Origin of the sequence: Yersinia hibernica (assembly GCF_004124235.1) — a bacterium.
Lineage (GTDB): Bacteria > Pseudomonadota > Gammaproteobacteria > Enterobacterales > Enterobacteriaceae > Yersinia > Yersinia hibernica.
Genome location: NZ_CP032487.1, coordinates 1,949,536 through 1,961,731 on the forward strand (window position 1 = coordinate 1,949,536; position 12,196 = coordinate 1,961,731).

Below are 12,196 nucleotides of genomic sequence, written 5' to 3' on the forward strand. Positions count from 1 at the left end.
CAAGATGCTGCTCAAGAACATTGAGCAACACAATGAAAGCAATCATAGCGAGTGACTAATAATGAAAACGTCCCTGATTTCCTTACTGCGTTGGTGGCACATCTCCCTCTCTCGGGCGGTGTAATCACGCATCTCAGTCATCAGACCATGCAGATTGCTTCAGCCCGCTTACCGCGGGCTTTTTTATGGACAAATTTCGGCGTAATACTTTTTTCAGGAAAGACAAATAATGCAAACCTCGCGCCCGACTTTACAGTTATTGACCACCACGGGATGCTACCGTGATGACCCAACCGCGCTGTTCCACCAGCTCTGCGGCGCACGGCCAGCAACATTGCTGCTTGAGTCCGCGGAAGTGACCAGCAAGCAGAACCTGAAAAGCCTGCTCATCATCGACAGCGCATTGCGCATCACCGCATTGGGGCAAAAAGTGATGATTGAAGCCCTGACAGCCAATGGCGCTTCATTATTACCACTATTGGATGGCGCATTACCCGCCGAGGTTGAGATTCAGGTGCGCCCTAATGGCCGGGAATTAACTTTCCCCATCATTAATGATGTGCAGGATGAAGACTCCCGCTTACAGGCGCTCTCGGTTTTTGATGCCTTACGTTTGCTGCTGCAACTGGTCGAGGCCCCTGAAGCTGAGCGGGAAGCCATGTTCCTGGGGGGATTATTTGCTTACGATTTGGTCGCCGGCTTTGAAAGCTTGCCGCCATTGCGCCATGAAAACCGCTGCCCGGATTTCTGCTTCTATTTAGCCGAAACACTATTGGTGCTCGATCACCAACACCGTTCGACTCGATTACAAGCCAGCCTGTTCACCCCAGATAGCCGTGAGCATCAGCGTTTATCCGCACGTTTAGAGCAACTTGCCCACCAATTGCAGCAAGCACCGCTACCCATTCCGGCTCACTCAGTGCCAGAGATGACGTTACAGTGTAACCAATCAGATGCAGAATATGGTGCCGTTGTCAGTGAGTTACAGCAAGCCATTCGGCAGGGTGAGATTTTCCAAGTGGTGCCCTCGCGCCGTTTTTCGCTGCCTTGCCCCTCACCGCTGGCGGCTTATCAGACACTGAAAGACAGTAATCCCAGCCCCTATATGTTTTTTATGCAAGATAATGAATTTTCTCTGTTTGGCGCGTCGCCTGAAAGTGCGCTGAAATATGACGCCATGAATCGCCAGATTGAAATTTACCCGATTGCCGGTACTCGCCCCCGTGGTCGCCGGGCCAATGGCGAGCTAGACCGCGATTTAGACAGCCGCATTGAACTGGAAATGCGCACCGACCATAAAGAGCTCGCTGAACACTTGATGTTGGTGGATTTAGCCCGCAATGATTTGGCGCGCATCTGTGAGGCGGGCAGCCGCTATGTGGCGGATTTAACCAAAGTTGACCGCTACTCTTTTGTGATGCATTTGGTTTCTCGCGTGGTGGGGACATTACGCGCTGATCTCGATGTGCTCCATGCCTATCAAGCTTGTATGAATATGGGCACCTTGAGCGGCGCGCCTAAGGTGCGGGCCATGCAGTTAATTGCCGGCAGTGAGGGCGTGCGCCGCGGCAGTTATGGTGGCGCAGTGGGCTATTTTACCGCCCATGGTGATTTGGATACTTGCATTGTTATTCGCTCGGCTTATGTCGAGGACGGTATCGCCACAGTACAAGCCGGTGCCGGAGTGGTGCTCGACTCTGTTCCACAGGCGGAAGCCGATGAAACCCGCAACAAGGCACGCGCGGTGTTACGGGCCATTGCCAGTGCACATCATGCCAGGGAGCTGTTCTAATGGAAAATAATCACATGGCCGATATCTTGCTGCTCGATAATGTCGATTCCTTTACTTACAACCTGGTTGACCAACTGCGCTCCAGTGGTCACCGAGTGGTGATTTACCGCAACCACATTGCCGCTGACACCATTATTGCGCGGTTGCAGCAGCTCGAACGCCCGGTGTTAATGTTATCACCAGGCCCCGGCACCCCGGCACAAGCGGGCTGTATGCCGGAGTTATTGCAACGCCTACGCGGCCAATTACCCATTATTGGCATTTGTCTCGGTCATCAAGCCATTGTCGAGGCCTATGGCGGCCATGTCGGACAAGCGGGTGAAATATTGCATGGCAAAGCATCGGCCATTGAACACGACGGCCAAGGCATGTTTGCGACACTGCCAAATCCTTTACCGGTTGCCCGCTATCACTCATTAGTCGGCAGCAATATCCCAACAGAATTAACCGTTAACGCGCGTTTTGGCGAGATGGTGATGGCGGTTCGTCATGATGCCCATCGAGTATGTGGTTACCAATTCCACCCAGAATCGATTTTAACCACCCATGGTGCCCGGTTGCTTGAGCAAACATTGGCCTGGGCTTTATCCCCTGTGCGCACACAATCGCCAGGGTATTAGTAGCCACTCCACGTCAATGGGCGGATGTCATTAAGGGATATAACATGAAGAATTTATTAGCCACAGAGTTATTACTAGAAAAGCTGTTCCGAGCCGAGTCAATGACTCAGGCAGAAAGCCAATGTCTGTTTGCCGCGATTGTGCGTGGTGAACTGGAAGCCAGCCAATTGGCGGCGGCATTGATAAGCATGAAAGTGCGCGGTGAAACCCCGGCTGAAATCGCCGGTGCCGCCCAAGCTTTATTAGCGGATGCACAACCTTTCCCGCGCCCAGATTATCTGTTTACTGATATCGTCGGCACGGGCGGCGACGGCACCAACAGCATTAATATTTCGACGGCCAGCGCCTTTGTGGCCGCCAGTTGTGGCGCGAAAGTCGCCAAACACGGCAACCGCAGTGTCTCCAGCCGCTCCGGATCATCGGACTTGCTGGCCGCCTTTGGCATTCGCCTAGATATGAGCGCCGAACAATCGCGCTTGGCATTGGATGAATTAGGGGTTTGTTTCCTGTTTGCGCCGCAGTATCACACCGGTTTTCGCCATGCGATGCCAGTGCGCCAACAATTGAAAACTCGGACCTTATTTAATGTATTAGGGCCATTGATTAACCCGGCGCGCCCCCCTTTGGCACTGATTGGGGTTTATAGCCCTGAATTGGTCTTGCCGATTGCCCAAACCCTGAAAGTGCTGGGTTATCAGCGCGCTGCGGTAGTCCATGGCGGCGGAATGGATGAAGTGGCTATTCATGCGCCAACCCAAGTCGCGGAGCTCAATAACGGCAGTATTGAAAGTTACGAATTGGCACCGGAAGATTTTGGCTTAAACCGCTATGCACTTAGCACATTGCAAGGCGGCGCACCGGAAGAAAACCGTGACATTTTAGCGCGCTTGTTACAAGGTAAGGGTGAGGCGGCACACGCCGCAGCCGTCGCCGCTAACGTCGCGTTATTACTGAAATTACACGGGCAGGAAAACCTGCGCCACAACGCGCAGCAAGCATTGGAAATGATTCACAGCGGCCAGCCTTTTGACCGGGTTACCGCTCTGGCAGCTAGAGGATAAATCATGCAGGAAACTGTACTTCACCAAATAGTGCGCGATAAGGAAATCTGGGTTGCCGCGCGGAAATTGCAACAGCCTCTGGCTAGCTTCCAACATGACATCACCCTCAGTCAGCGCGATTTTTACCACGCGCTACAGGGCGACAACACGGTGTTTATTCTGGAATGTAAAAAAGCCTCGCCATCCAAAGGGGTGATTCGCGATAACTTTAACCCGGCGGAAATTGCCGCGGTTTATCGCCATTATGCGTCGGCTATTTCCGTATTAACTGACGAAAAATACTTCCAGGGCAATTTTGATTTCTTGCCCCAAGTCAGCGCCGTCGTCACTCAGCCGGTGTTGTGCAAAGATTTTATTATCGATGCCTATCAAATTCAGCTCGCCCGTTTCTATCAGGCTGATGCTATTTTGCTGATGCTCTCGGTGCTGGATGATGAAACATACCGTCAGTTGGCCGCCGTGGCGCATAGCCTGAAGATGGGGGTGCTAACCGAAGCCAGCAATGCGCAAGAGTTAGAGCGGGCGATTGCCTTAGGGGCGAAAGTGGTGGGCATTAATAATCGTGATTTGCGCGATTTATCCATCGACCTGAATCGCACCCGTGAACTGGCACCACGCCTGCCCGAGGGCGTCACCGTTATTAGCGAATCTGGCATCAATAATTACCGGCAAGTTCGTGAGCTAAGCCACTTTGCCAACGGTTTTCTTATTGGCAGCGCCTTGATGTCGGAGGCTGACTTAAATGCTGCCGTGCGCCGTGTGTTGCTGGGGGAAAACAAAGTGTGCGGGCTGACGCGCGCCCAAGATGCCGCCGCCGCCTACCAAGCCGGCGCGGTATATGGCGGCTTGATTTTCGTCGGCAATTCACCTCGCTATGTTGACATTGCGCAGGCGCGAACGGTTATCAGTGGTGCTCCGCTGAAGTATGTCGGCGTGTTCCGTGATGCCAAAGTCGAAACCATACAACAAACTGCCGAGCGCTTATCTCTGGTGGCGGTGCAATTGCATGGGCATGAAGATCAAACTTATATCAACCAACTGCGCGAGGTATTACCCGCCAGTTGCCAAATTTGGCAAGCATTGAGTGTTAATGGCTCAGTGCCGACACGCAATTTACAGCATGTTGAGCGCTATGTTTTGGACAATGGCCCAGGTGGCACTGGCCAGCGCTTTGACTGGTCATTATTAGCGGGTCAGCCATTGGATAACGTGCTACTGGCGGGCGGGCTGGGAGCTGATAACTGTGATGCGGCGGCGCAACTGGGCTGCGCGGGTCTGGATTTCAACTCCGGAGTAGAAAGCGCCCCCGGTGTGAAAGACCCGCAAAAGATTGCTGCGGTATTCCAAACTTTACGCGCTTACTAAATTAACGACTAACGGACAGAAAAATGACCACATTAAATCCTTATTTTGGCGAGTTCGGTGGAATGTATGTCCCCCAAATTCTGATGCCTGCATTGAAACAACTGGAAGAGGCTTTTGTCAGTGCGCAGCTGGACCCTGAGTTTCAGGCCGCATTTCAGGATTTGTTAAAGAATTATGCCGGGCGTCCAACCGCGCTGACACTGTGTCAGAATTTGACGACAGGGACAAAAACCAAGTTATATCTGAAACGTGAAGACCTGCTGCACGGCGGCGCGCACAAAACGAACCAAGTGCTGGGGCAGGCTTTATTAGCAAAACGTATGGGTAAAACAGAAATCATTGCTGAAACCGGTGCCGGTCAGCATGGTGTGGCATCAGCATTGGCCTGCGCCCTGCTTGGCTTGAAATGCCGCATCTATATGGGGGCTAAAGATATTGAGCGCCAATCCCCGAACGTATTTCGTATGCGCCTGATGGGCGCGGAGGTTATCCCGGTACACAGTGGCTCCTCGACACTGAAAGATGCATGTAATGAAGCGCTGCGCGACTGGTCTGGTAGCTACGAAACCGCGCACTACATGTTGGGAACCGCCGCCGGCCCTCACCCTTACCCGACAATTGTACGGGAGTTCCAACGGATGATTGGCGAAGAAACCAAAGCGCAGATCTTAGCCAAAGAAGGCCGGTTGCCGGATGCAGTGTTGGCCTGTGTGGGTGGCGGCTCCAATGCAATTGGTATGTTCGCTGATTTTATTGATGAACCCGGCGTTGGGCTGATTGGGGTAGAACCCGCAGGATTGGGGATTGAAACCGGCCAACATGGTGCACCACTGAAACACGGTAAGGTTGGTATCTACTTCGGTATGAAATCGCCGATGATGCAAACCAGTGATGGCCAAATTGAAGAATCTTACTCAATTTCGGCCGGGTTAGACTTCCCATCAGTCGGGCCGCAACATGCTTATTTGAATAGTATTGGGCGCGCTGATTATGTGTCAGTGACCGACGATGAAGCCCTCGAGGCATTTAAGGCGCTGTCATGCAAAGAGGGCATTATCCCGGCATTGGAATCTTCCCATGCCCTGGCGCACGCCTTGAAAATGATTAAAGCATCACCGGAAAAAGAGCAGATTCTGGTCGTCAATCTGTCCGGGCGCGGTGATAAAGATATTTTCACCGTTCATGATATTCTGAAAGCACGGGGAGAAATTTAATGGAGCGTTATCAGCAGCTTTTCAAACAGTTGGCGGGCAAAAAAGAAGGCGCATTTGTCCCATTCGTACAATTAGGCGACCCAACACCGGCACTCTCGTTAGAGATTATCGACACTTTAATTGCCGCCGGGGCAGATGCGCTGGAGCTGGGCATCCCATTCTCTGACCCATTGGCCGATGGCCCGACCATCCAAAATGCGGCGTTACGGGCTTTCGCCGCCGGTGTGACCCCGAGCATTTGTTTTGAGATGCTGGCCGAAATTCGCAAGAAACACCCCACGATTCCCATTGGTCTGCTGATGTATGCCAATTTAGTCTTCCATAATGGCATTGATACTTTCTATCAGCGCTGCGCTGATGTCGGGGTTGACTCAGTGCTGATTGCTGATGTGCCTTTTGAAGAATCACTGCCATTCCGCACGGCAGCACTGCGCCATGGCATCGCCCCTATATTTATTTGTCCGCCGAATGCCGATGATGATTTATTGCGCGAAATTGCCTCCCATGGCCGTGGCTATACCTATCTGCTCTCGCGGGCTGGGGTGACCGGTGCTGAAAATCACGGCCATCTGCCATTGAATCATTTGATTGATAAACTTCGTGAATACCATGCTGCTCCCGCATTACAAGGTTTTGGCATTTCAGAACCTGAACAAGTAAAAATGAGTCTAGCTGCCGGAGCCGCGGGGGCTATTTCAGGTTCTGCGATTGTAAAAATCATTGAAAACAATGTCTCACAACCTGCCGAGATGCTGGCGCAACTGACTCATTTCGTCACCAAAATGAAAGCGGCCACACGTCGTTAATGCCACCAGAGCGCCTGATAATTGATGCTATTCAGGCGCTTTCTTCCTTATTTTCAATACCTTTCTTGCAACTTATCCGCTGTAAATTTGAATAAAAGCTATTCATAACCAATACTAATAATGTGTAACACACTAAGCATTTTTTTACATTTGGATGCGGTGGGTGTTCTCTGAACCTAAATGAAATATGCGTTAATAGTAGGTTGAACTGCGCTTGCGCTGGCGCTGTTGATACGGGTTATCCAATACGCCCTATAACATCAATACACATGGAGAGTCATCTATGAAGATTTTTAAGACCATTACAGCTTTATGCATTGCAGTGATTATGGCGATGGCAATATCTGCCTGTGCGCCAACAGCAAAGTCAGAAGGAACCGGTGGTTATATCGATGACACGGTTATCACCACGAAGGTGAAATCAGCGCTATTGGGTGAGAAAAATCTAAAATCGACTGAGATAAGTGTGGAAACGTTCAAAGGGCGGGTTCAGTTGAGTGGCTTTGTTAGCTCACGTCAGGATGCTAACCGCGCGGTACAGATTACCCGAACCGTACCCGGGGTGAAGTCAGTTAGTGACCAAATGCTTATTAGGTAATAAAACGGTCAGAGGCGCATTTCTGCGCCTCTGTGTGACTCCGTGCTGCTTATCAAGGACGACGGATAATTAGAAACGGTAACCCGCGCCAAACATAAATACCCATGGGTCAAGGCGGGTGTGAATGCTCTGCTCCTGGCCATTGGCTTTAAATTTCACATCAGTTTCGATATTCATCCACCAGACGGACATATTCACCATCCAGTTTTCACTGACCATATAGTCCAAACCGGCTTGCCCTGCCACCCCCCACGAATCTTTTAAGCTCAAATCCGTTAACCCAGCAGAAGTGCCCGTGTTGTTGAATTTCTCATCAAAGAACGTGGTGTAGTTCAGACCAATCCCCAAGTATGGCCGCAGTTTGTCTTGCTTATCGCGGAAATAATATTGTGCCATTAACGTCGGTGGCAATTGCTTAACTTCGGCAATATTGCCAGTCGGCCCGAGGCCAACCTTATGGCGGAACGGCGTCGCCGCCAGCAATTCTACCCCGATGTTATCAGTAATGAGGTAACTGAAAGTCAGACCCAACTGGGTATTATTATCCGCTTTAAAGGAGCCATAACCTAACACATCATCAGACCCTGCATTTGGTCTGACCGTTGCCGTCCCTGCCCGGAAAATATAATCGCCTGCCTGATGCGCACTCACCGCAGTCGATGCCAGAGTTGCTACGGCTAATAATACCAAAGTGACTTTTTTCATTATCCATTCCATTTGTAGGTATATTCGCGAACAGAATATACCTACAAATAAGTATTTATGATCCAATCGAGATCACATCTTTCGTAACAATTTTAATAATTCCTAAATTAAGTAGGGTTATTTAATTCCTTAATAACATTGAAATTGATCTGGATCATAAATAGCTATTTGCACCAAATTGCGCTAATTGCCATTGCTGAAAAAGACAACAGGCAGCATGCTGCTATGCTTGGATGTTGTCTGTGTGAAATCGCTACGGTTGACTGTTTACTTGGTAAGGAGCAGTGGATTAAAGATGAGCGCTGAAATAAATCCGTGTGTCAGTTGTGGTGCCTGCTGTGCCTATTTTCGGGTGTCATTTTATTGGGCAGAGGCCAAAGAGGGTGGCGGTTGTGTGCCCTGCGCCATGACTGAGCAAGTGACCCCCCTTTATTAGCTGTATGTCCGGCACCAACTGTAAATCCCCCCGCTGTGTTGCCCTGCAGGGAGAAGTCGGTCAGTCTGTTTGTTGTTCAATCTATGGCGAGCGCGCCCGTGCCCACTATGGTTTGCCGCCGTTACCTATTGATAACATCGAGGTCATTAGATTAGAAGAAATCATCCATTGGCCAATGACAAGATCCCACAGCGCACCATAACAAGGTATAATCATCGGCTAAGCGCTATTTTTTTATCCCAAGGAGTTTTCATGCCTATCACGGCTAACACTTTATACCGTGACAGTTTTAACTTTTTACGCAATCAGCTACCCGCCATTCTGTTACTGGCGCTGCTGACCGCGTTCATTACCGTCATGCTGAATCAGGCATTTATCCCTGATACTGAACAACTCAGTACACTCAACTCCACTGACAGTGATTTGGCTTCGTCCGGCAATCTCAGCATTACAGAATTGGTGGCGCAGCTCACCCCTGAGCAACAAATGGTCCTGCTGAAAGTCTCTGCGGCGGCTACTTTTTCCGCATTGGTGGGCAATGTATTATTAGTGGGCGGCATGCTGACACTGATTTCGATGGTCTCTCAGGGGCGTCGGGTTAGCGCATTGCAGGCCATCGGTATTTCAGTGCCTATCTTACCGCGCTTGCTGCTGCTGATGTTTATCGGTACCTTATTGATTCAGTTGGGAATAACTCTGTTTATCGTGCCGGGTATCATCATTGCTGTCGCGCTCTCGCTGTCTCCGGTTATTGTGACGACGGAAAAAATAGGCGTTTTTGTCGCCATGAAAGCCAGTATCAAGTTGGCTTTTGCGAATGTGCGTTTAATTATCCCGGCAATGATGTTGTGGATAGCGGCCAAACTGATTTTGTTGTATTTGGTCAATCACCTGACGGTGCTGCCGACCCCAGTTGCCAGTGTGGTTTTAGCTTCACTGAGTAACCTGGTTTCTGCATTATTGTTGGTGTATTTGTTCCGCTTATATATGTTGTTGCGCCCAACGGATGTCAGCGTGTAAGCATCCATGCCGATAATATGACAAAGGGCCATAACGGCCCTTTTTGTTATTCAGAATCCAGCACAGTGGCTGGTGGCTCGCCGTCAGATTCCTGCTTCTGCGCCACCCGTTGTTTACTTTGAATCAGCTTGAGGGCCAAATAGAGGTCAGGCACCAAAATCAGGTCATCATCATGACTTTTCAAACGATTAATACGGAACCAGCGTGTCAGCTCAGTGCGCCGCCCCGCCAATATCAACTTAATATTGCGCTGCTTTAAATCGCGTTTTAGCTCATCAATTGCCGCTAACACACTGACATCAGCATAGGTAAAGCTGGCGACGGCATCAATGACCACCCAATTCGCCGTATGTAGGGTACTGTCAACCAGATTCAGAATACGCCGTTTAAAGTACGCGACGTTAAAATAGGTCAGCGGCGAGTTAAAGCGGTAAATCATCACTCCAGGCACAGGTTTGATACCATTACCACTGCGCATTGAATGGATCATGCCATCGGCATTCACCCCCAACAACTGTTCTGTCGGGCGAAATACCGTGCGCAGAAATTGCAATAACCCCAGCAACACCGCAAGGCCGATGCCGCTAATAACACCGACCAACACCACACTGACGAAAGTAAATATCGCCAAATAGAAAGCTTGTGCATTGCGTTTGCGTAACTGCCACAAACTTCTAAACCCGAGCAAAGACCAGGCGGCATAAATCAGTACCACCCCCAATGCGGCTATCGGAATAAATTGCAGCGGACGGGTTAAAAACAGCAACACCATGGCAATCACTAGCGCGGCAATAATTGACACCAACTGACTCTTACCATTATTGGCATCATTCACTGCAGTCCGGGTGCTCGCGCCACTAATCGCAAAACCTTGCGATAAAGCGGAGACAATATTGCTGACACCCAATGCGCGCAGCTCAACATCCGCATCAACTTCATAACCATTCTTAGCCGCAAAACTGCGTGCTGTCAGCATCATACTGACAAAACTGACCACCGCCAGGTTCAGTGCGGGGATGACCATGTCGCGTAACAAGCCCGGCTGAAAATCGGGCCAATGCACCAAGGGTAAGCCGCCGTCAAAGCCGCCGACGACCCCCACACCAAATTGCTGCATATTGGCCGCCCAAGAGACAAAGGTCGCCATAGCAATCGCCAATAACGGTGCTGGCCAGTTCGGGCGCAACCACTTAACACCGTACAACACCACGAAAGTCAGTAATGAAATTGCCACCGTGGGTAAATGGCTATTAATCAAATTATGCGGCAGGGCCAATACCCGCTCAATCAATTGAGGTGGGCGAGTCATAAAACCAAAAACCTTACCCAATTGGTCAACAATAATGGTAATCGCCACCCCATTGAGTAAGCCGGTTAATATGGGTCGCGATAATAAATCCGCCAGTGCCCCCAGCTTAAAGCGGCTAGCCACCAGACACCATGTTCCCATCATCAGAGTCATCATGATGGTCAATTGCCAGTGAATTTCACTGTTGCCCGCCGCCAACGGTGCTACCACCGCCGCAATTACCGCACAAGTTGCGGCATCTGGGCCGACAATCAACTGGCGGGATGAGCCCAAAAAGGCGTAGGCAATCATGGGTAAAATACAAGAATACAGTCCCACCGCCGCGCTGACCCCCGTCAGCTCCGCATAAGCGATGGCAATGGGCAGCGCCACCGCGGCCACCGATAATCCGGCGCGAATATCTGGCTTGAGCCAATCGCGTTCATAGGCCATTAATTGGGTTAAACCCGGCATCCAATACCGGAGTAATTTTCTCTGCATACTTAATTCCACTCAGCTTTAACCCCATATTTATCACTTATCATGCTGGGTTAATCATTAACTGGCAATATACAGACAAAAACTGTTACTTGTTTATCGTAAGTTTCTGCAAATTCCACTGGCAGAGCGCGCATTCCGACAGATAATTAAGGATAATAGTCTTTTGCCGCAGGTACCCACACCTGACTGAATCCGGTATAGTCGGGCGGTGTATAAATGATGGATTGATTCATGAAGCAACTTTTAGATTTTCTCCCGTTGGTGGTATTTTTTGTTTTCTACAAGATGTATGACATTTTTGTCGCATCAGGTGCCTTGATTGTCGCCACATTGTTGGCACTAGCCTTTGCTTGGGTCAAATACCGCAAAGTCGAAAAAATGACACTGATCACCGCAGTCATGGTGCTGGTATTCGGTACTTTGACATTGGCATTCCACAGTGACTTATTTATCAAGTGGAAAGTGACGGTGCTGTATGTGCTGTTTGCCCTCGCCCTGTTGGTCAGCCAATGGTTTATGAAAAAGCCATTGATTCAACGGATGCTTGGCAAAGAACTGACATTGCCGGATGCGGTTTGGTCAACACTGAACCTGTCTTGGGCCGTGTTCTTCCTGGTTTGCGGGTTACTCAATATCTATGTGGCATTTTGGTTACCGCAAGATATTTGGGTGAACTTCAAAGTCTTTGGTTTAACTGCTCTGACACTGGTATTTACACTCATCAGCGGTGTTTATATTTATCGGCATATGCCCGAAGAACAGAAAAAGTCATAATTTTATAGAGTAGACA

General features: G+C 50.0%; 10 protein-coding genes, 2 pseudogenes and 1 other annotated feature. Of the genes and pseudogenes, 10 read left to right on the top strand and 2 right to left on the bottom strand.

The genetic code is table 11. The features are described from left to right. Positions 1 to 61 precede the first annotated feature (61 nt). From trpL to D5F51_RS09165, 7 genes and pseudogenes are all read left to right on the top strand, one after another. A complete protein-coding gene (gene trpL, locus D5F51_RS09130; protein ID WP_061512357.1) occupies positions 62 to 124 on the top strand; it encodes a trp operon leader peptide in 63 nt (20 codons plus the stop codon). Next, positions 86 to 187: a sequence feature (Trp leader region), on the top strand. Its footprint overlaps the gene before it by 39 nt. 42 nt (positions 188 to 229) lie before the next feature. Then, positions 230 to 1,792, top strand: a complete 1,563-nt coding sequence (locus D5F51_RS09135) for an anthranilate synthase component 1 (protein ID WP_129196291.1) — start codon at positions 230 to 232, stop codon at positions 1,790 to 1,792. Positions 1,793 to 1,806: 14 nt separating this feature from the next. Then, positions 1,807 to 3,473 (top strand): annotated as a pseudogene (trpD, locus tag D5F51_RS22740) (bifunctional anthranilate synthase glutamate amidotransferase component TrpG/anthranilate phosphoribosyltransferase TrpD). Between the two features lie 3 nt (positions 3,474 to 3,476). Next, positions 3,477 to 4,838 carry a bifunctional indole-3-glycerol-phosphate synthase TrpC/phosphoribosylanthranilate isomerase TrpF gene (trpCF, locus tag D5F51_RS09150; RefSeq protein ID WP_129196293.1) on the top strand — a complete coding sequence of 454 codons (1,362 nt, stop codon included), beginning with the start codon at positions 3,477 to 3,479 and terminating at the stop codon, positions 4,836 to 4,838. Between the two features lie 23 nt (positions 4,839 to 4,861). After that, positions 4,862 to 6,052, top strand: coding sequence for a tryptophan synthase subunit beta (gene trpB, locus D5F51_RS09155; RefSeq protein ID WP_025378162.1), 1,191 nt, complete (start codon positions 4,862 to 4,864; stop codon positions 6,050 to 6,052). Continuing rightward, positions 6,052 to 6,858 carry a tryptophan synthase subunit alpha gene (gene trpA / locus D5F51_RS09160; RefSeq protein ID WP_129196295.1) on the top strand — a complete coding sequence of 269 codons (807 nt, stop codon included), beginning with the start codon at positions 6,052 to 6,054 and terminating at the stop codon, positions 6,856 to 6,858. Before trpB ends, trpA begins: the two co-directional genes overlap by 1 nt. A gap of 283 nt (positions 6,859 to 7,141) precedes the next feature. After that, the gene (locus D5F51_RS09165; RefSeq protein WP_025378160.1) at positions 7,142 to 7,456 is read left to right on the top strand and encodes a BON domain-containing protein; all 315 of its coding nucleotides are present in this window, start codon (positions 7,142 to 7,144) and stop codon (positions 7,454 to 7,456) included. Positions 7,457 to 7,525: 69 nt separating this feature from the next. On the opposite strand, the gene ompW is transcribed toward D5F51_RS09165, so the two are convergent. Next, positions 7,526 to 8,161 (bottom strand): outer membrane protein OmpW, encoded by a 636-nt coding sequence (gene ompW, locus D5F51_RS09170; RefSeq protein ID WP_129196297.1) that lies wholly within the window; start codon positions 8,159 to 8,161, stop codon positions 7,526 to 7,528. 295 nt (positions 8,162 to 8,456) lie between these two features. On the opposite strand from ompW, the pseudogene D5F51_RS22745 reads away from it, so the two are divergent. Next, a pseudogene (locus D5F51_RS22745) lies at positions 8,457 to 8,799 on the top strand (YkgJ family cysteine cluster protein). Between the two features lie 50 nt (positions 8,800 to 8,849). Further along, on the top strand, positions 8,850 to 9,617 hold the full coding sequence (locus D5F51_RS09180) for a YciC family protein (RefSeq protein WP_129196299.1): 768 nt from the start codon (positions 8,850 to 8,852) through the stop codon (positions 9,615 to 9,617). 46 nt (positions 9,618 to 9,663) lie between these two features. Here the strand turns inward: D5F51_RS09180 and D5F51_RS09185 are convergent, their stop codons facing one another. Continuing rightward, positions 9,664 to 11,406: a SulP family inorganic anion transporter gene (locus D5F51_RS09185; protein WP_129196301.1), complete on the bottom strand. Its 1,743-nt coding sequence runs from the start codon at positions 11,404 to 11,406 to the stop codon at positions 9,664 to 9,666. 231 nt (positions 11,407 to 11,637) lie between these two features. On the opposite strand from D5F51_RS09185, the gene D5F51_RS09190 reads away from it, so the two are divergent. Next, positions 11,638 to 12,180 (top strand): septation protein A, encoded by a 543-nt coding sequence (locus D5F51_RS09190; RefSeq protein ID WP_129196303.1) that lies wholly within the window; start codon positions 11,638 to 11,640, stop codon positions 12,178 to 12,180. Positions 12,181 to 12,196 lie beyond the last annotated feature (16 nt).